20 protein-coding genes are annotated in these 20,037 nt (G+C 53.2%); 17 read left to right on the forward strand and 3 right to left on the reverse strand.

The genetic code is table 11. The annotated features are described in order from the left end of the window. Positions 1 to 314: 314 nt before the first annotated feature. The 6 genes from KNP72_RS12235 (at position 315) to KNP72_RS12260 (ending at position 6,154) form a co-directional block, all read left to right on the forward strand. Positions 315 to 2,234, forward strand: a complete 1,920-nt coding sequence (locus tag KNP72_RS12235; protein WP_214719276.1) for a polysaccharide biosynthesis protein — start codon at positions 315 to 317, stop codon at positions 2,232 to 2,234. A gap of 29 nt (positions 2,235 to 2,263) precedes the next feature. Further along, a complete protein-coding gene (locus KNP72_RS12240) occupies positions 2,264 to 3,106 on the forward strand; it encodes an NAD-dependent epimerase/dehydratase family protein (protein ID WP_214833588.1) in 843 nt (280 codons plus the stop codon). Further along, positions 3,103 to 4,245 carry a DegT/DnrJ/EryC1/StrS family aminotransferase gene (locus KNP72_RS12245; protein ID WP_214719282.1) on the forward strand — a complete coding sequence of 381 codons (1,143 nt, stop codon included), beginning with the start codon at positions 3,103 to 3,105 and terminating at the stop codon, positions 4,243 to 4,245. Before KNP72_RS12240 ends, KNP72_RS12245 begins: the two co-directional genes overlap by 4 nt. Before the next feature lie 12 nt (positions 4,246 to 4,257). After that, on the forward strand, positions 4,258 to 4,842 hold the full coding sequence (locus KNP72_RS12250; RefSeq protein WP_021066075.1) for a hypothetical protein: 585 nt from the start codon (positions 4,258 to 4,260) through the stop codon (positions 4,840 to 4,842). Between the two features lie 19 nt (positions 4,843 to 4,861). After that, the gene (locus KNP72_RS12255; RefSeq protein WP_214833591.1) at positions 4,862 to 5,419 is read left to right on the forward strand and encodes a polysaccharide deacetylase family protein; all 558 of its coding nucleotides are present in this window, start codon (positions 4,862 to 4,864) and stop codon (positions 5,417 to 5,419) included. An 81-nt stretch (positions 5,420 to 5,500) separates the two neighbouring features. Beyond that, positions 5,501 to 6,154, forward strand: coding sequence for a hypothetical protein (locus KNP72_RS12260; protein ID WP_214719290.1), 654 nt, complete (start codon positions 5,501 to 5,503; stop codon positions 6,152 to 6,154). Positions 6,155 to 6,180: 26 nt separating this feature from the next. Here KNP72_RS12260 and KNP72_RS12265 read toward each other — a convergent pair whose 3' ends face one another. Then, positions 6,181 to 6,945, reverse strand: a complete 765-nt coding sequence (locus KNP72_RS12265; protein ID WP_214833594.1) for a MerR family transcriptional regulator — start codon at positions 6,943 to 6,945, stop codon at positions 6,181 to 6,183. A 47-nt stretch (positions 6,946 to 6,992) separates the two neighbouring features. After that, positions 6,993 to 7,457 (reverse strand): GNAT family N-acetyltransferase, encoded by a 465-nt coding sequence (locus tag KNP72_RS12270; RefSeq protein WP_214833597.1) that lies wholly within the window; start codon positions 7,455 to 7,457, stop codon positions 6,993 to 6,995. A 213-nt stretch (positions 7,458 to 7,670) separates the two neighbouring features. Here KNP72_RS12270 and KNP72_RS12275 point away from each other — a divergent pair, with 213 nt between their 5' ends. The 7 genes from KNP72_RS12275 to KNP72_RS12305 all read left to right on the forward strand — a co-directional run bounded on the left by KNP72_RS12275 (position 7,671) and on the right by KNP72_RS12305 (position 14,759). Continuing rightward, positions 7,671 to 9,380: a glycoside hydrolase family 13 protein gene (locus KNP72_RS12275; protein ID WP_285800968.1), complete on the forward strand. Its 1,710-nt coding sequence runs from the start codon at positions 7,671 to 7,673 to the stop codon at positions 9,378 to 9,380. Positions 9,381 to 9,476: 96 nt separating this feature from the next. Then, positions 9,477 to 10,136 carry a Type 1 glutamine amidotransferase-like domain-containing protein gene (locus tag KNP72_RS12280; RefSeq protein WP_214833600.1) on the forward strand — a complete coding sequence of 220 codons (660 nt, stop codon included), beginning with the start codon at positions 9,477 to 9,479 and terminating at the stop codon, positions 10,134 to 10,136. A gap of 186 nt (positions 10,137 to 10,322) precedes the next feature. Continuing rightward, positions 10,323 to 10,742, forward strand: coding sequence for a YwiB family protein (locus tag KNP72_RS12285; protein ID WP_214833603.1), 420 nt, complete (start codon positions 10,323 to 10,325; stop codon positions 10,740 to 10,742). Further along, positions 10,739 to 11,167, forward strand: coding sequence for a hypothetical protein (locus KNP72_RS12290; protein ID WP_021066082.1), 429 nt, complete (start codon positions 10,739 to 10,741; stop codon positions 11,165 to 11,167). Before KNP72_RS12285 ends, KNP72_RS12290 begins: the two co-directional genes overlap by 4 nt. A gap of 133 nt (positions 11,168 to 11,300) precedes the next feature. After that, positions 11,301 to 11,816, forward strand: coding sequence for a GNAT family N-acetyltransferase (locus KNP72_RS12295; RefSeq protein WP_214833606.1), 516 nt, complete (start codon positions 11,301 to 11,303; stop codon positions 11,814 to 11,816). A gap of 6 nt (positions 11,817 to 11,822) precedes the next feature. Continuing rightward, positions 11,823 to 12,539 carry a hypothetical protein gene (locus KNP72_RS12300; protein ID WP_214833609.1) on the forward strand — a complete coding sequence of 239 codons (717 nt, stop codon included), beginning with the start codon at positions 11,823 to 11,825 and terminating at the stop codon, positions 12,537 to 12,539. Positions 12,540 to 12,629: 90 nt separating this feature from the next. Beyond that, complete coding sequence (locus KNP72_RS12305) at positions 12,630 to 14,759, forward strand: (Fe-S)-binding protein (RefSeq protein ID WP_214833611.1); 2,130 nt, start codon at positions 12,630 to 12,632, stop codon at positions 14,757 to 14,759. Between the two features lie 40 nt (positions 14,760 to 14,799). Here KNP72_RS12305 and KNP72_RS12310 read toward each other — a convergent pair whose 3' ends face one another. Then, on the reverse strand, positions 14,800 to 16,098 hold the full coding sequence (locus KNP72_RS12310) for a methyl-accepting chemotaxis protein (RefSeq protein ID WP_214833614.1): 1,299 nt from the start codon (positions 16,096 to 16,098) through the stop codon (positions 14,800 to 14,802). 224 nt (positions 16,099 to 16,322) lie between these two features. Here KNP72_RS12310 and KNP72_RS12315 point away from each other — a divergent pair, with 224 nt between their 5' ends. From KNP72_RS12315 to KNP72_RS12330, 4 genes are all read left to right on the forward strand, one after another. After that, positions 16,323 to 16,715 carry an MFS transporter gene (locus KNP72_RS12315; protein ID WP_214833617.1) on the forward strand — a complete coding sequence of 131 codons (393 nt, stop codon included), beginning with the start codon at positions 16,323 to 16,325 and terminating at the stop codon, positions 16,713 to 16,715. Then, on the forward strand, positions 16,684 to 17,580 hold the full coding sequence (locus KNP72_RS12320) for a hypothetical protein (RefSeq protein WP_214833620.1): 897 nt from the start codon (positions 16,684 to 16,686) through the stop codon (positions 17,578 to 17,580). Before KNP72_RS12315 ends, KNP72_RS12320 begins: the two co-directional genes overlap by 32 nt. Positions 17,581 to 17,660: 80 nt before the next feature. Continuing rightward, complete coding sequence (gene rpoE / locus KNP72_RS12325; RefSeq protein WP_021066088.1) at positions 17,661 to 18,140, forward strand: DNA-directed RNA polymerase subunit delta; 480 nt, start codon at positions 17,661 to 17,663, stop codon at positions 18,138 to 18,140. Between the two features lie 236 nt (positions 18,141 to 18,376). Continuing rightward, complete coding sequence (locus KNP72_RS12330; protein ID WP_214833622.1) at positions 18,377 to 19,972, forward strand: CTP synthase; 1,596 nt, start codon at positions 18,377 to 18,379, stop codon at positions 19,970 to 19,972. Positions 19,973 to 20,037: the final 65 nt, after the last annotated feature.

Genomic DNA, 20,037 nt, shown 5'->3' on the forward strand with positions numbered 1-20,037 from the left:
AATGCGTGCGATCGATGTTTCCCTCCTTACATGATGTTTTAGACGAAATTCAAGATAATGTAAACGATACCCAATTCGGGTTATGTATATTCCCATTTCCCGTTTGTCCGACAATTATTCATTATATGAAAGAAATCATGATAATAATTTCGTGAACTCCTTTGTTGCCATCTGTGTCGTTCATGAGAAAAAGCTTGTTTTATCTTTAAATTTGTCGAGAAGAGTCGGGTAGTTTACTAGCATCGACGCATCTTTTGCGCATTCCAACCCACACCACGAACGAACAACTCAGACTCTTGGAGGTGCGAACTACCATGGCAACACTTGTGAACGTGTATCGGAAGAATCAACGGAATTTGCTGTTCTTATGTCTTGACATCTTGATCGTCTCATTTGTGCTCTATGCGACGTTTGAATTGCTGTTCTCGACGATTACGTCGTACGCGGCGCTCGAATCGAGCGAAATGTTGATGATGGTCGGTATCAAAATCATCAGCTTCAGTCTCGTCGGGACGGTGTTAAAAATCCATCGTATCGACTGGCGTTACGCCTCGGTCCATGAGATGAAACAAGTCGCTATCGCCTTACTGAGCAGTGACTTGGTGTTGTACGCCTACAACCAGTTCCACTTCGGGGCAGGGCTCGGCATGATCATCGCTGTCCAAGGGTTGCTCGCCTTCAACTTGATTTTGTTCACGCGATTCTTGGCCCGCAACCACGTATTCGATGTGTTCAAACCGCACTCCAATCATCCCGGACGAAAAGCGCTCATCATCGGGGCTGGTGATTCGGGCCAGTTGATCGTCCGTGAGTTGAAAGAACATCGGACGACCGTCCTCTGCGTCGTCGGTCTACTCGATGACAACCCGCACTTACAGTCGCTTTACGTGCACGGTGTTCCAGTGCTCGGGGTAACGGACGATTTAGAGCGCATCATCCAAGAGCACGGGATTGAAGTCGTGATTTTGGCCATCCCAAGCCTGTCCTATGCGCGACGACTTGCCTTGCTCAAGCGGATTGAGAAGACGGGTGCTGAGTCCCATGCGTTACCGATGATCTCGGAGCTCGCGACCGGGAAGGTCTCCATCAGTGAAATCCGCGAAGTGAAAATCGAAGACTTGCTAGGCCGAGAACCGGTCCAGTTGGACATATCTGGAATTTCTAGTCATGTGGAAGGAGCGACGGTACTCGTCACGGGTGCCGGCGGATCCATCGGTTCGGAACTGTGCCGTCAGCTCATCAAATTTGCCCCGGCTGAAATGATTCTCCTCGGTCACGGCGAGAACAGTATTTACTTGATTGAACGCGAGCTGCGCGAACTCGGGACGGACACAGTGCTTTATCCCGTCATCGGTGATGTGCAGGATGAGGCCCGGCTTGAAGAAGTGTTCCGGATGTATAAACCGGACATCGTCTATCACGCCGCCGCCCACAAACACGTTCCACTCATGGAAGACAATCCGCTCGAAGCCGTCAAAAACAACATTTACGGGACGAAACATATGGTCGACGTCGCGGCCCGGCACAAAGTGAATCGCTTCATCATGATCTCGACGGACAAGGCGGTCAATCCGACGAACGTGATGGGTTCGACAAAACGAATTGCCGAGATGGTCGTCCAAGAGAAAGCTCGTGTCAGTGATACGATTTTTGCGGTCGTCCGCTTCGGCAACGTCCTCGGCAGCCGTGGCTCGGTCGTCCCGCTGTTTAAAGAACAAATTTTACGCGGGGGTCCGGTCACCGTCACCGATCCCGAGATGACCCGTTACTTCATGACCATTCCGGAAGCGAGTCGCCTCGTCATTCAAGCGAGCGTCTTAGCGCGAGGTGGTGAAGTGTTCGTGCTCGATATGGGTGACCCGGTCAAAATCATCGATTTGGCGAAAAAGATGATCGAGTTGAGCGGATTCACGACCGATCAGATTGGAATCGAGGTCACTGGGATTCGTCCTGGTGAGAAGTTGTATGAAGAACTGTTGGCCGAAAGTGAGCTCGGTCCGGAAGCGAACGTCTTCCCAAAAATCTTCGTCGGTCGGACCCGGTCGTTCAAGACCGTCTCCTCTGTCTTGCATTTGATTGAAACGTTCCGCGATGACCGTGACGCGTTGATGTATCTGTTGCTGTTCATCGCCAACAGCGACGACCTCGATCGAGACGTCGAACGGCTGTTCACACACGGGGTGAAACGGATGCGTCCTCATATCGCCGCATCACGTCTCGCCGATGGGAACTGAACGCCACTACGAGCGAGGAGGGGAGAACGATGGTCGATCAAACAGTGCTCATCGTCGGCGTCGCCAGCTTTCAAGGATTCCATCTGGCACGTCGACTGTTACAGGAAGGGTTTGACGTCGTCGGAATCGACGATGAAGGGCGGCACAAGACGAGAATTGCCAAACAACGTCTCTACGTCCTGACGCACCCGCAGTTTCAGTTGATTCGCACGACACTCGCGAACAAGACGGTCATGCGCAGCATCTTGAAGCGACATGAACCACGCCACATCATCCTATGTTCGACCCGTACCGTCGACGACCCGCTCGAACGATACGAGTTGATGAAGCGGTACATCGCGCTGCATACGACACGAGTCCCACTCGAGTCGTTCATCACGTTCGACCTCCCGGTAAAGGAAGTGAGCGAAGAAGATCCCGCCATCCACTTATTCACGGAAGACGTCTTCGGACCTTGGGATGACGCCTCGACACTCGTGTCCAAAGCGATTGTCGCCGTCGACCGCGGCGTCCGTCTTTCCGGTTATTATGCGACGGATATCATCAACGTCTCCTATATCGATGACGTCGTTGAGTCGGTCGTTCGACTATTGCGTTTGATTCAAACAGGGCTGTCGCCCGTCGGCTACTTTCAAATTCCAGCCTCGGACTACGTGATCGTTCAAACGTTACTGTCCGATATTGGGCACATCCTCAACAAATCGGCCAAGACGTCATTGCCGATGCGCACATCCGTGCTCCGGCAGTCGGACATCCCGACGCTCGATACTTTGATTGGCTTTAGCCCGAGTACATCGCTGTTTGAAGGGCTCGAGCAAGTCGTCGACTGGTATATCTCGTATAAAAACATGATGAAGGAGGGCATCAAATGAACATCTTATTATCGAAGCCGCACATGTCCGGACGTGAGATGGCTTATATCGAAGAGGCGTTCGCGAGCAATTGGATCGCGCCGCTCGGCCCGAACGTCAATGCGTTTGAAGCGGAAGTGGCCGCATATGCGGATCATCCTCACGCCTTGGCGACAAGCTCAGGCACGGCCGCCCTCCATTTAGCGCTACTTACCCTCGGTGTCGGGACAAATGACACAGTCTTCTGTCAATCGCTCACGTTCGTGGCATCGGTCAACCCGATCCGTTATGTCGGGGCGATCCCGGTCTTTATCGATTCGGAAACGACGACGTGGAACATGTCGCCGGACGCGCTCCGGAAAGCGTTCGTCCAAGCGGCGACGAAAGGGAAACTTCCAAAAGCAGTCATCGTCGTGCATCTGTACGGCGTCGTCGCGAAAATAGGTGAGATTCGCCACATTTGCCGCGAGTATGGTGTCCCGTTGATTGAAGATGCGGCCGAATCACTAGGTTCGACATGGCACGGGCAGATGACGGGCACGATTGGCGACATCGGCTTCTATTCGTTCAACGGCAACAAAATCATCACGACCTCAGGCGGCGGCATGCTCATGGTGCCGAATGCGGAAACGAAACAGTTAGCGCTCAAGTTGGCCACGCAAGCCCGGGAAGATGCGCCGCATTATGAGCATGAACAAGTCGGTTACAACTATCGATTGAGCAATGTCTCGGCCGGCATTGGTCGGGGACAGCTCGAAGTGATTGAACAGCGCGTCCAAGCGAGACGTCGAGTCTTTGCCCGCTACGAGCGCATGTTCCGGCAACTTGGGACGACGTATCAACAAGAGGTCCCATATTCACGGGCCAACCGTTGGCTCACGGCCATGCAATTGGACCAAACCGAATTGCATCGTGACACATTGATGCAGCGGCTCGCCACGGCCGGGATTGAATCGCGTCCCGTCTGGAAGCCGATGCACTTACAGCCCGTTTACCGCGATGCAGAATACGTGTCGGTCGACGGAGAAGACGTCAGTCGCCGACTCTTCGAAAACGGCATCTGTCTTCCGTCGGGATCTGATTTGACGCTCGGAGAACAACAGCAAGTCATCCAGACGGTACTCGATACACGTACAATCGTGACCGAACAAAGTGTCTGAGGAGGACGAACGATGAACCGGGAAGCAGAGATTATCCAGTCGCTTCGAGCCGCTGCATCTCTGACTCCGACCCTCACTGTCAAACAATATCAGCTCTGGAGCCGAGACCGAGACGTCCCGACGTTCCTCGACGTTCTCAATTTTTATGGGTCATGGACCGGTGCGTTAAAAGCGGCCGGGCTCGTCGAATCCCGCAAACAATATACCCAACAAGAACTCATCGCAGCGCTTCGGCTCGCACTTGAACAGGAAGGGAGATTGACGAGCACCCACTATCAACAATGGGCCAAAGGTCAAGTCGCCCCTTCCCTAGGTGATATTATTTCCCACTTCGGGTCTTGGAGTCTGGCCGTGAAAACGGTTGAGCGTTTAGAAGAACTCCATTTTACCGTCCAACCAGAACGTGAAAAAGCAGAAATCGTCCAATCGTTACTCGAAGCAAGCCGGGTCGTGGTCCCATTCAACGCCGTCACGTATCAGAAATGGGCCAAACAACATAAACGACCGAGTGTTGCCAAAATATCGCGACGGTATGGCTCTTGGAAACGGGCACTCGCCGAGTTGGAGCTTCGTGAGTCGTGTGATGGAAAGAAGTGAACATGGAGGAGGAATCGCGATGAACGGAGCATTTGTCATCTCGTTAGATTTCGAATTGAACTGGGGCACGTTTGACGGCACGACGATCGAGGCGTATGGCGAGAATCTACTTGGAGTACGGCAAGTCGTTCCAAGCCTGCTCGACTTGTTCGCCGCGCATCAGATTCATGTGACGTGGGCGACCGTCGGCTTCCTGTTCTATGAGACGAAAGCGGAACTGTTGAAAGACTTGCCGACGATTCAGCCGGCGTACCGTCATCCCGAATATTCTTCGTACAACTGGATGCAGCACGTCGGGGCGGACGAGGCGACCGATCCGTATCACTTCGGGAAGTCACTCGTCGATCAAATCATCGCCACCCCTGGCCAAACGATTGGAACTCATACGTATTGCCATCTCTCTTGTCTCGAGGAAGGTGTGACCATCGAGGCGTTCAAGGCCGACCTTGAGGCGGCGAAGCGTGTGGCGGCACGGCGGGATGTCCCGATTCAAAGTATCGTCTATCCACGTAACCAATCGAGTCCGGCGCATTTCAAGGCAGCTCAAGAGGTCGGCATCGATGGAAGAAGTGGCTGACCGGTGCCGTCCGGTCGTCGTCTCGACGCAGGAGCGTCACGGATGAGCGTTGTGATAGGAAAATGGAAGGAGGGAAACGCCATGGGTCGACCCATCGTGTTACTTATCGGGGAACATCGCACATCCGCCTACGTCTATCAGGCGATTCGCAACCTAGGGGTGACCCATGTGATTCGAGAAGATGGTCCGAGCGAGCATCGACCCGAATCGCTCAACCATTGGCTGACGCACGCCTATGTCCGGTCGATGTCGCCTCTCATGCGCGTATCCAGCCGGGCCCGGATTCGAGAATTGAAAGGTCGCTATCCGTTGAACGACGAGCCGATTCCGTTCCATCACATCCTGCGGGTCACTTCATTAAACGATGCGAAGACGACGATGTGGCTCGATCGTCTCGATCCACAACTGATCGTCACCCATGAAACGGGACCGATTGACCCGAGTGTCCTCGCCCGATTCGACTGTCCGGTGCTGACAGTCAAACCGACGATCGCCGAAGGGCAAATTGAGGCATACTGGGCGTTCCGGGCCAAACCGGACGTCTGTGAGGCACGAATCGAACAGTGGACCGAGCGGGGCTGGTCCGTGGTCGACCGGGCCGTGCTCTATATCGGCGGGACGGATAATTTTGCCACGTACCCGTATTTACAGCTCACGACCGTATTGCCCCTGCTAAGACGGCAAATCGAGTTGCTGTTAAAGGAGGATGTGTATGACCGTCGAACGGCGAAATAACGGCCAAAGCGCGATGCTTTGGCCGTTTAGCTTTGGGTGATGCAATAGTGTTGGATAGCGTCGTTGTAGTAGACGGCAAGTCCTGGGGCGTACTTGTCATAAAACGCGGTGAAACGCTCGTCCATGACGTACATTTGTCCGAGACCGCTGAACATGTCGAGCGAGCAGTCATAGAACTGATCGTTGATGAACGCGTGATTCGCCTGGACGGCGGCTTGAACACGCGGGTCTTCGACCGGGACACCGGCAGTGAACAAGTCGACGAGCGGTTTGACGAGGTCGACTTGCTGTTGACTGAGAGCTTCCCAGTCTTCTTTCGAGCGCTTGTCGGCGCGCGCACGTGACGTCTTGTACGCCTCGCTCTCGCCCCAGCGCTCCACGACCTCGGGCTCGTGTTTCGCTTCATGGGCTTTCAGTTCGTCAAACGACAGGCCGTCGAACAACGATTTGTCTTCCATTGGAATTCCTCCTCTCAGTGAGGTGAGCGTCGATTCCGCCGTCTGGGCGAGTGTCGCGAAATAGGCGGCCTTCGCGCGTAGGGCGGTCACTTGCTCCTCGAGGGCACGGGTCCGATCGAACGGTTCGGCTTCGAGTAACACTTGAATCGTCTCGAGTGGAAAGTCGAGCGAGCGATACAGCAGAATCGTCTGCAACCGCTCGGCGTCCTGTGACGAGTAACGGCGATACCCGTTGGTGTCACGCTCGGCAACAAGCAGACCGACCGCGTCATAGTGCCGTAGTGTCCGTGTGGTCGTGCCAGCGAGCGTGGCGAGCTGTTGAATCGTATACATGTCCTCACCTCCTTGGATTCAGCGTACACGTTGACGTCGCGTCAAGGTCAAGCCTCTTTTTCAAACAAAGAAAAACCATCCCGTTCGCCGATGTACCGGAAGCCGAAGCGGGGATAATAGGCGTTCAAAAAAGAGTTCGTGGCGACGCAGTCGAGGCGAATCCGGTCCGACTTCGCTGCGAGCGCATGACGCATCAATTGTTCGCCGATTTTTTGGCCTTTCATCTGGTCGTCGACAACGAGACGATGCAAATAGACGGCCACCCCGGGGTCGTCCCATAAATTCTCATCCCATGACGTCGGCGGAATCAAACTGACCGACCCGGTGATGGTTCCATTTGTTTCATATACATACACGGTCCCGTTCGTGACGTCATGGGTCACGAAATCGGTCCGGCTCGGTTCCAAATATTTCACCCATTGCGTTTTTCCGGCTGCCCGAAATGCTTGGGCTTTCATTAAAATCAGTTGATCGATCGCGGGAAGATCGGCCTGTGTGGCCAAACGGATCATATAAGTCGCCTCACTTTCATTTCATTTCAAATTCGTGTAGGGTACACGGTGAGTAAGCTGTTGAAACACTCTTTGTATTGATTTCGAATTTTTGTTAAGATAAACGTAGTGCATCGTGCAAACGATTGCGCTAATGCAATATAAAGACAACAGCACTGATATTAGTATATAGGATGCGCAGTGAGTTTAGGGATAAGGGAGTATCATTGAGACATGCAACTTTTACAACGTGACCAACACACACAAACGAAAACACTGAAACGAAACTGGTGGAAAGAAGCCGTCGCTTATCAAATCTACCCGCGCAGCTTCTACGATGCGAACGGCGATGGAATCGGCGACATCCAAGGCATCATCGATAAGCTCGACTATTTGAAAGACCTCGGCGTCGACGTCATCTGGATTTGTCCGATGTATAAGTCGCCGAATGATGACAACGGCTATGACATTAGCGACTATCAGGACATCATGGACGAGTTCGGATCGATGAAAGACTTCGATCGACTGTTGACGGAAGTCCATGCACGCGGCATGAAGCTGTTGCTCGATCTCGTCGTCAACCATACGTCGGACGAGCACCCATGGTTCATCGAATCGAAGAGCTCGAAAGACAACCCGAAACGCGACTGGTATATTTGGCGCGACGGAAAACCAGATGGTTCGAAACCGAACAACTGGGAGTCAATCTTCGGCGGGTCGGCCTGGGAGTTCGATGAGACGACGGAGCAATATTTCTTGCACGTCTTCTCGAAGAAACAACCAGACCTGAACTGGGAGAACGCCGAGATGCGCCAGAAAATCTATAACATGATTAACTGGTGGCTCGACAAAGGCATTGACGGCTTCCGTGTCGATGCCATCAGCCACATCCGCAAACATCCATCGTTCGGCGATTTGCCGAACCCAGAAGGCCTCGACTTCGTGCCATCGTTCGAGATGCACATGAACGTCGACGGGATTCACGGTTACTTGGAAGAACTTCGCGATGAGACGTTCAACAAGCACGACATCATGACGGTCGGTGAAGCGAACGGCGTGTCGCCTGACGATGCCCATCTTTGGGTCGGCGAGAAGGAAGGCAAGATGAACATGGTGTTCCAATTTGAACACATGGGTCTCTGGCGCGAAGACGCCGAGTCGAAGCTCGACGTCGTCCATTTGAAGAACGTCCTTACAAAATGGCAAAAAGGTCTCGAAGAAGACGGCTGGAATGCCCTTTATGTCGAGAACCACGACCAGACACGGACCGTGTCGTCATGGGGTGATGACGAGCGCTATTGGAAAGAGAGCGCGAAATCGATTGCGATGATGTATTTCCTCATGCAAGGGACGCCGTTCATCTATCAAGGCCAAGAGATCGGCATGACGAACGTGAAGTTCGACTCGATTGACCAGTACGATGATATCGCGACGCGAAACCGCTATTACATCGGTCTCGAACATGGCAAGAGCCATGAGGAGATGATGGACATCACGTGGAACTCGTCACGGGATAACACTCGCACACCGATGCAGTGGAGCAATGCCCGGAATGCGGGCTTCACGTTCGCAGAGACGCCTTGGTTCGGCATCAATCCGAACTACACGGACATCAACGTCGACGCCCAGCTCGAAGACGACGACTCGATTCTCAACTTCTATAAAGAGATGATTCGTCTTCGCAAGCAAGACGAGACGTTCGTTTACGGGACGTATGACATCGTCTTGCCGGAGCATCCAGAGATTTACGCGTACACGCGTACGCTTGGTGACTCGCAATACCTCGTCATGACGAACTTGACGGGGAAAGAAGCCATCTTTGCGACGGAGCTCACGCTTCGTTCGGAAGACGTCGTCTTGCAAAACATGCCGCTCGAGCCGCATGATGAGACGACACTCGTCCACTTGAAGCCGTTCGAGGGGCGCGTCTATAAAATGAGTTAATCCAAGACAGGGACATTCCCTGTCTTTTTTTTGCGTACAGGGAAATGAAGAGAGAGCACGAATTCATATAAATAGAAAAGACGAGGAGGTATTGGAATGAGACTGTTACTGACGTCGGCCGGGATTAAAAATGAACGGATTAAACAAGCGTTACTCGAGTTGCTAGGGAAACCGATTGAGGAGTGTAACGCCCTTTGTATCCCGACTGCGATTTACGCGTTGCCAGGCGGGACGAATCATGCATGGAACTTTTTCAACGGTGATTTTTCGACGCCGATGTGTGAGTTAGGGTGGAAGTCGGTCGGGGTTCTCGAATTGAGCGCCCTGCCAAGTATCGACGAAGCGATTTGGAGACCGGCGTTTGACGAGGCGGACGTATTATTGGTCAATGGGGGCGACCCGCTGTTCTTGCATTATTGGATGAAACAGTCTGGCGTCGCGCGGCTGTTGGCGGACTGGAAGGGTGTCTATGTCGGTTTAAGTGCCGGCAGTATGGTGATGACGCCGCGAATCGGGGAGGAGTTCGTCGGGTGGCAGGCACCAGGCGAGCAGGGGGATGAGACTTTAGGTTTTGTCGATTTCTCGATTTTCCCTCATCTTGACCACGAAATGTTGCCAGAAAACACGTCTAAGCATGCAACTGAATGGGCAGACACGTTGGCTGGACCAAGCTATGCCATCGATGACGAAACGGCGATTCGAGTCGTCGACGGGCGTGTAGACGTGATTTCGGAAGGGAATTGGCTGAAGTTTTAACGGAACGAACGGCCGCGGATGATCACATCCGCGGTCTTTTGCTTGAAGCGGACTTCTTGCACGCACATAATATAAAATTGATCGGGCCCGACGTGTGAAGCGCGTGCGAACCGGGAAAGAAAAAGTTACCGATTCCGGACCGTTCGCGAGATATGGTACGATGGGACAGCGGAAAGGGGAATCACCATGGCAATTGAACCGAAACGCGTACGTGTGCGCCAAAAGACGACGATCAGTGAGATTGCGGAACCGATCGAGCTGCAAGCCGAGGGGTTCTATTATGAATTGAAGACCGGCTTCATCTTGACGTTCGATCAAGAACGGGAAGACGGTGTCGTTCCGACGACAATCAAATATACGACAGGCCGGCTCGCGCTCATCTGTAAAGGACCGATCGAGATGAATCATTCCTTTATCGAAGGACGTTTGACGCAAAGCCTATATAAAAACCCATATATGTCGATGACGATGGCGACGACGACAGAGCGACTCGATGTCGCGGACGGCCGTTGCCGCTTCGTCTACGAGTTATCGATGAACGAAGACGTGGCGGGAAATTATGACGTCGACGTCACATGGACGTTTGAAGGAGGAGAGTTCGCATGAATTTTGCAGAACGCGTGAAAAAGATTGAAGAGATGTTGAATGAGGATTGGTTCGAGATGCTCGAGACGAACGAGGACGAGTATGAAGAGTGGCGTGGCCGCCTCGAGGACCATGCTGAGCAGGTCGTCGGGCACTATGACAACGAGACCGGTGTCGATATGGACTCGGTCGACAAGTTGCTCCAGTTGAACGATGAGTTCCCGCTTCTTTATGGAGAAGATACGGTCCGGCTTTACGTCGCGTTGATCGAGGCGCGGCCGGAAGACAAGTCGGTGTACGAACGCTATATCGATTATTTGGCGGCCATCGGTGACGCGACACATGAGGAATTTTTACGGTTCCACACGCTCGTCGAGGCTGGCCGTTTAGACGAGGCCCGTACGCTCGCCCCACAGATGCCAAAACGACTAGGATTAGAAGACTGACCCGCAATCGATTGCGGGTTTTTTGCTAGATGATTCTATAAAAAAGGCGACATCTCGTCTTTAGAACGTCTGTTTTTAACGTGAATCAGCTTCGTTATGATGAAAAGAGACCAATCAATTAGGGGGACGTCAGATGCTACAGCTCGTCAAAACAACGATGGCGCAACAAGCGCAAGTACTCGAATTTTTACAGGAGTGGCGGGAGCGGGAAGAGACAATCGTCCCGAACGCGGTCGACCGCGATGCGTCTGACTTTGCGTCGTACGTCAAACAGATCCGTGATAAAGAGATACGGGTGAACAACGTCAGTTGGGTGCCGAGCACGACGTATTGGCTGACGGACGGGGACGAGTTGCTCGGGGCGGCGAATATCCGCCACGAATTGAATGACAACCTCCTCAACTTTGGGGGCCACATCGGTTACGGCATCAAGCCGAGCGCACGTGGACGCGGTCTGGCAACGAAACAGCTCGAGCTCGCGCTCGAGAAGACGAAGGAACTCGGGATCGAGCGGGCGTTGATTACGTGTGACCGGACGAACGTGGCGTCACGCCAAGTCATCTTGAATAACGGAGGAATACCGGACACACCGTTCACAGCGGAAGGCGGGAAGATCGTCGAGCGGTTTTGGATTGAACTGAAAGGATGACGTGAGATGGCGAATTGGATCGTGGTCTATTTAGCACTGATCAATTTTTGGGGAATCTATCTGTTTCCACGAGACCGGGTACCGTCTCAAAAATGGTTCTCATTTTCGAGCGGGATCGCCATCACGTACTTTTTCATGTATCTCTTGCCGTCCTTGAACAAGCGGCAAGACACGCTCCGGGTCGAATGGCTCGACCTGGCCTTGCCGTCAGAGATTTATGTGATCAGCTTGCTCGGCTTTACCGTCTTTTACGGGACGATGCGTGTCGTCCGGACGCCTTACTTTAAGGACGAAACGATTGACCAGAACGTATCGTACTGGCTCCAAGTGACACTGTTGACGGCCTATATGTCGTTCTCGGCTTACGTCGTTACGGCATCATCCGTCACATTCGTTGCCCGTAGCTTCTACGCGACGGCACTCGGCGTCCACTTCCTTGCCGTCGGTCACGACTTGTATCGCCATTACGGGGAATGCTACATTCGGCAAGGACGTTATTTGTTGAGCGGCGGCATCCTCATCGGCGGTTTCTTTTCCCGTTTCATCGATCTCGCCTCGCACGTCGAGGCCATCTTGTTCGCGTTCGTCGCCGGGGCGATGATTCTGAATATCGTCAAGTTCGAACTTCCATCCGACCGCAACCTCCACTTCCGGACGTTCGTCCTCGCGGTCGTCGGGTATGGCGGCATCCTCTTATTCTTGAAGCATGTGCTCAATTTTTGACCCCTTCGATAAAAATGAATGACTGTTCATTCATTGTTTGATATACTGAATTCAAGATTGAATCCGTTTTCATAAGGGGGAGTTTTGGGGATGTCTACATTTTTAATCGTCAACTGGATTCTATTCTTGCTCGTCCTCGGCTATGGACTGTATTTGTTCGCCTCGCTGGTCTATCAGCGCTATACGTTCATCAAGCTCGGGAAGCAGGCAGAGTGGAGCCAAACGAATAAGGAACGGCTCGAACAGGTCATGATTAACGTGTTCGGCCAAAAGAAATTGTTAAAAGACAAGAAGAGCGGCATCATTCACGTCATGATGTTCTATGGGTTCATCCTCGTCCAGTTCGGGGCCATCGACTTCATCTGGAAAGGGCTTGCTGTCGGGACGCGTTTCCCGCATATCCCGCTCGGTCCGCTCTATCCGATTTTCACGTTCATGCAAGAAATCGTCATGCTCATGATTCTCGTCGCGGTCGTTTGGGGATTCTACCGCCGTTACATCGAGAAGCTCGTGCGGTTGAAACGAAACTTCTTGGCCGGACTCGCCCTCATCTTCATCGGTGGGCTGATGGTATCGGTCTTGTTCGGGAACGGGTTCTACCTCGTCTATAAGGAAGAACTTCCGATGTGGGGTGAACCGGTCGCGACGCTCATCGGTTCGGCGTTCGCTTGGGTGCCAGGCGGTGTCGCCTTCGCCTTGTTCGTCGTCTTCTGGTGGCTCCATCTCTTGTTCTTGCTCAGCTTCATGATTTATATCCCGCAAGGCAAGCACGCCCACTTGATCGCCGGGACGCTCAACGTCTGGCTCGGACGGACGCACCAGGTCGGTCGTCTCGCCCCGGTCGATTTCTCGGCGATGGAAGAGGCCGAGGAGTCGGACGAAGAAGTCGTCTTCGGGGTCAATAAAATCGAAGACTTCAACCAAAAACAACTTGTCGATTTGTATGCCTGTGTCGAGTGCGGCCGCTGTACGAACGTCTGCCCGGCGACCGGGACTGGCAAGATGCTATCGCCGATGGACCTCATCGTCAAGCTGCGCGACCATATGAACATGAAAGGGGCCGCCGTCACCCGGAAGTCACCATGGGCGCCGGCGCTCTTGTTCCAAAACACGCAAGGGGCCGAGATTGCCGCCGCGTCCCAAGACGGACACATGCTCGTCGCCGATGAGTTGATCGGCAACGTCATCACCGAAGAAGAGATTTGGGCATGTACGACGTGCCGCAACTGTGAGGACCAATGTCCGGTCATGAACGAGCACGTCGACAAGATTATCGATTTGCGCCGTTACCTCGTCATGATGGAAGGAAAGATGGATCCAGAAGCGCAGCGTACGGTCGCCAATATCGAACGTCAAGGCAACCCGTGGGGGATGAACCGGAAAGAGCGCGAGAATTGGCGCAAAGACCGAGAAGAACTCGTCATCCCGACGGCGAAAGAGAAGAAGAAAGCCGGCGAAGAATTCGAATTCCTCTTCTGGGTCGGGGCGATGGGCTCATACGACAGCCGTAGCCAAAAAGTCGCGCAAAGCTTTGCGAGCGTCTTGAACAAGGCCGGCGTCTCATTCGCCATCCTCGGGAATGAAGAGAAGAACTCAGGAGATACACCGCGCCGCATCGGGAACGAACTGTTGTTCCAAGAGCTCGCCGAGGCGAACATTAAACTGTTCGAGAAGTATGGGGTCACGAAAATCGTCACGGTCGACCCGCACGCGTATAACACGTTCAAAAACGAGTATCCGGACTTTGGACTCACGGGTGTGAAAGTGTATCACCATACCGAGCTCCTCGCCGAGCTACTCGATACGGGCCGTGTCAAACCGGACTTCTCCGTGAATGAGCGTGTCGTCTATCACGATTCATGCTACCTCGGGCGCTATAACGGTATTTACGACGCCCCGCGTTTCGTCTTGGAACGCATCCCAGGTGTCGAACTCGTCGAGGCGGAACGGAACCGAGAGAACGGCATGTGCTGCGGCGCCGGTGGCGGTCTCATGTGGCAAGAAGAGAAAGTCGGGACGCGCGTCAACGTGGCCCGGACCGAGCAGTTGCTCGAGACGAAACCGACGGTCATCGGGTCGGCATGTCCGTACTGTTTGACGATGCTCTCGGACGGAACGAAAGCGAAAGAAGTCGATGAGACGGTCGGAACGTTCGATGTCGTCGAACTGCTCGATCGCTCCCTCGCTCCGCTCGAAGTACCAGAACCGCTCGTCCAATAAAAAACAAGGCACGGTCCGCGGACCGTGCCTTGTTCTGTCGTTAGCGCATCTCGGAAGTGGCCAATAAGGAAGACGTCAAGTGCGATAAACCTTGTGTCGTCTCGTTGATGGCCGAAATCGTCTCGACCATTTGGCCGAGGTCTTGCTTGTTGCGTTCGAACGAGAGGACGTAATTGCCCATCTCGTCTTTGACGGTCGAGAAACCGGCTTTGACGGCGCCGAGTTGACGCATCGCCTCATCGTTCGTCCGATGCATCTGGCCCATCTGGTCGAGCAGGGCAGCGATATTCGCTTCATTCTCATGGATGAGGACGTTGATTTGACTGCTCAGTTGTTTCGCGTTCTCGGCAAGCGTCCTTACTTCAGTCGCGACGACGGCGAAACCTTTGCCGTGTTCGCCGGCCCGGGCCGCTTCAATCGACGCGTTCAGCGCCAACAAGTTCGTCTGGTTGGCGATCTGTTCGATGCTGCGTGTCATGCTGACGATTTCTTGCGAGCCGTCCTTGAGCGCCGTGATGCGAGTGAGCGAGGCGTCGACGTACGTCGCCGATTGCTTGAATTCGGTTTCCATCTGCTCGATTTGCTCGCCGTTCGTATGCGTCAACGTCATCAAGTGACGGCTCATCTTCTCGGTCTGCTCGGTCTCGGACAACACTTGGTGGGCCCGTTTGCTCGTCTCAGACATGGCGTGGCCGGTCTGTTCCATCGTCGTGGCGACTTCTGTGCTGACACGGCTGACATCGCTCAATAGCGCCGCCCGGGCCTGGTTCGCCGATTCGATCTCATCGAGGCGGGCGTCGACGTACTGCTCGGTGACGATTTGGGCGTCCAAGTTCATCGCGTGCGACAGGGCCAAGAGCGATTCAGTCATCGCGGCCGGGTCGTGTTGATACGCTTCGACGACTTTTGGGATGAGCAATGTGTTGAAAGCGGAGTACGTCGCGAGGAACCAGACGACCGGTACCGAGTAATGGTGATGGGTCTGACCCATGCGCTTGCGCATCGCGAGAAACTTGTCATCAATCTTTCCGGTCAATAAACTCCGGAAATAAGCGGCGAACACGTTCTTTAAGCGCTCACGCGTCGATGAGACGTTGGCGATTTTGACCATATCGGGCTGGAGCATCAAGTGGTCGAGCACGTTCTCCAACACGTCATCTAATACCGACTCGACGAGCGGCGCCATTTCCTGGAGTCGCTTCACTTGAGAAGCGGTGTACCCCATATAGTGGGCCCGTCCCTCCAAATTCGGATCGGTCGGTCGAGCAATCGTCGTCACCTCCGGGAAGGCGATGGAAGCGACGTACGTCGCGGGTTTTGAGTTACGAAAGAGTGCCATGTCATTTTCTCCTTTTATCGTACAGCTAAAATTGCGTTCTTCTTTATATCGGTTGAAATGTGAAAAAACTGAGAAGCGGATGTGCGATTCGAGTCGGTTGACGAACCACCTGAATCGGGAAAGGGGAGAAGAGAAACAATTATGACCACTTCGACGAAAGAGGTGTCCGCATGAGGAACATGGTAGTGGTAGGGACGATTGTCAGTGCGCTCAGCAGCTAAATCTTGCCTCAGCTCTTATTTTTAGCGGTCATGGCGTTCGGGGACGGGGTCGACCGCTTAATCCCGTTCATGATTTTTTATGTGGCGAGCATGTCGGGGCTATTGGTCTGGATTTATATGATGGGCCGTTTCGGTTCTAGGCGGACCTTCTTGACGGCGTTCATCGTCCTCGCGATTGGACTGGTCTGTTTCTTGCTCCCGTTTGCCGCCGCGATTGAATGGAGCGCATTTCTCATCGGGGTCGGTTCGATTGGAGTCGGGTCCATCATGACGACGATTTTGTCGCAATTGAAGGAAGGAAAGCCTCAAAGCGCAAAGGGGAGGGACCGGTCCGCTCGTTGTCGTTCTCATCGCCTGGATCGGCTTGTTCGCATATACGCTGTCTCGCTCGTATAACTTGGCCGTCCTCTTGTTTTTGCTGAGCCTCCTCTTGCCTTGGCGGTTCGTCCGTCGTTTGCCGTTTGAGAAAACCGCGACGTGGACGCTGTCGACCCCTTTGTTTGTCCGGGCGTTCGTGGTGGTGACGCTATTCACGCTTACGAGTCGACTCATTCGTCTGCTCGAAGGGATGCGCGGATTTGTGGAAGTGTTCCTCCTGTTGTTGATTATGCTCGGGTATATGGGCTGGGTGTTGATGCAACAACGCACCCGTGCCTATGTGACGGCAAAACAGACGCGCCAAGTTCAATTTTTAGCGTATACGGTCGGTTTGTTCGGCGGTTGGACGCTGATTGGGGCCGTCTTCACGAGTTTTGCCCTCTATTCGTTCCATGTCTTGGTGTTCTATGTGTTCCTGCCGTTCTTAGCAGGGGTGCTCGGTTGGATTCTATTCAATCGGACGTTCACGTGGGCAAGCCATCCGTACGTCGTGTTGTTCGTCTCCTCGCTCGTCTTCTTTTTCGGATTGCTTCATCCGGTCGCTTTCATCCCGGTCCTGTTCGTCAGCGGGTATACCCAGACGATGTATTCGAGCATCGGGCATGTCCAGTTATATGCGGCCTATGGCGACAACAAGGAGTTCGCTTCGCTCGTCATGCAACTATGGAAAAAGTTCGGGATGGTCGTCGCACAAAGTACCTTGATGATCGGGTTATTGACGTACGGGTTGATCGTCGGCCAGACGATCAATGGGGGTGTATCGTTCGCGATTCCGCGTGACTGGATGTTCGGTGTGCTCCTTGTGACGTGGTCCATCAACGTCGGATTGGTTCGCTTATACGGGTGGCAGGCCAAGCCGTTGACCGATTCACATCCAAAATAATTTCCTCTAGCTTTTTCATATCGGTTTTGTTTATAATGAGGAGTGATGTTTAACTAGTGACGGAAAAGGAGTGTCCTTTAATGAATAAATCGTTGATCGATTTTGTTTACGAAATTCTTCAAAAGACTGGCGAGCAACCAGTGTCATTTGATGAGATTCGTGAGCTGATCAGACAAAACTATACGTTCGCAAGTGAAGAGGAAGAGCTCGAGAAAATCGCGCAACTCTACACGGACATGAACATCGACGGACTATTCGTCAACTTGGGAGCTAACCGTTGGGCGCTTCGTGTTTGGTATCCGTTCGATAAGTCAGACGAAGATCTCGTCATCGAAGCACGCCAACGCGGTGAGCTCGATGAGTTCGAAGAAGAGATCGATGAGACGGATGAAGGCATCGTCGACATTGAAGACGACCTTGACGTCTTTGCAAAAGGTGAAGATTTTGACGCATCTGAGTTCGATGCCGAGGATGAAGCCGAAAAAGTGGAAGGCCTTGACGAGTTCGAGGACGAAGACTTGGACGACGACCTCGACTTAGAAGACGAGGATGATTTATAAGAGACCGCAAAAAGCCGGGCATTTGTCCCGGCTAGGCGTGTCTCTTTTTCTTTTTTGACAGTTGAAAAAAAGAAAAAAATAATGACTTGACGACTGCATCGTCTCTGACGTAAATTAGTCATGGGCTAGTTTAGCACGTAACGATGCAGCAAAAGTGTCCTCCATTTCGTTGGGGGCACTTTTGCTTTTTTTGTTTTTTCGTTTCCCGTTGTGGCATTCAAGAGAGGAGAATGATGATGACAAAGTATATTTTCGTAACAGGTGGGGTAGTATCTTCACTCGGTAAAGGGATCACAGCCGCTTCACTCGCACGTCTACTCAAAAACCGAGGATTGAACGTGACGATTCAAAAGTTTGACCCATATATCAACATCGACCCAGGAACGATGAGCCCGTATCAGCACGGAGAGGTGTTCGTCACAGATGATGGCGCCGAGACGGACCTTGACCTCGGTCACTACGAGCGCTTCATCGACATCAACTTGTCGCAAAACGCGAACGTGACATCAGGCCGCATCTACTCGACGGTGTTGAAAAAAGAGCGCCGTGGCGATTATAACGGCGGAACGGTCCAAGTCATTCCGCATATCACGAACGAGATTAAAGACCGCGTCTTCCGCGCCGGTCGCGAGACGAACGCAGATGTCGTCATCACAGAGATTGGTGGAACAGTCGGGGACATCGAGTCGCTTCCGTTCATCGAGGCCATTCGTCAAGTGAAAAACGATATCGGCAAAGAGAACGTCATGTACGTTCACTGTACACTCGTGCCGTATCTCCGCGCCGCCGGTGAGATGAAGACGAAACCGACCCAGCATAGCGTCAAGGAGCTCCGCAGTTACGGGATTCAGCCGGATATCATCGTCCTCCGTACTGAGCACGATATCCCAGAAGAGATGCGTGAGAAAATCGCCTTGTTCTGCGACACACGCAAAGAAGCGGTCATCGAGGCACAAGATGCGTCGACGCTTTACGAAGTGCCGCTCAACCTTCAAAAGCAAGGAATGGACCAACTCGTCAACGATTACTTCGGCTTCAACACGCCGGCCGCTGACATGACGGCTTGGAAAGAGCTCGTACACACGGTCACGCACCTCGAGAAGAAAGTCAAAATCGCTCTCGTCGGAAAATACGTCGAACTTCGTGACGCGTACATCTCGGTCGCAGAATCGCTCAAGCACGCCGGTTACGCCTTCAACGCCGACATCGACATCGACTGGGTCAACGCGGAAGACGTGACGGCAGAGAACGTCGAGACGCTTCTCGGAGACGCGGACGGAATTCTCGTTCCAGGCGGATTTGGAGAACGCGGCATTGAAGGGAAAATCGAAGCGACGCGTTATGCGCGTGAGAACAACGTCCCCTTCTTCGGGATTTGCCTCGGGATGCAGCTCGCGACGGTCGAGTTCGCCCGTAACGTCTTGAAGCTCGATGGTGCCCACTCGGCCGAAATCGATCCTTCGACGAACTATCCGATTATCGATTTGCTTCCGGAACAAAAAGATATCGAGGACCTCGGCGGTACACTCCGTCTCGGCCTCTACCCATGTAAGCTCGAGCCAGGTACGAAAGCACATGCGGCTTACAACCAAGAGCTCGTCTACGAGCGCCATCGTCACCGTTACGAGTTCAACAACGAGTACCGTGAAGCGTTCGAGGCAGAAGGATTCAAGTTCTCAGGAACGAGCCCGGACGGCCGTCTCGTTGAAATCATCGAGATTCCAGAGCACAAGTGGTTCGTCGCGTCACAGTTCCACCCAGAACTCATTTCGCGTCCAGAGCGTCCGCAACGCTTATTCCACGATTTCATCCAAGCCTCACTCGGCGAATGAGTGGCAGGTCACAGTCTATGACTGTGGCCTTTTTTCTCGGACAAAAGGCTGATATGCGCAACAGC

The sequence above is a fragment of the Exiguobacterium sp. s152 genome (assembly GCF_018618335.1).
Lineage (GTDB): Bacteria > Bacillota > Bacilli > Exiguobacteriales > Exiguobacteriaceae > Exiguobacterium > Exiguobacterium chiriqhucha.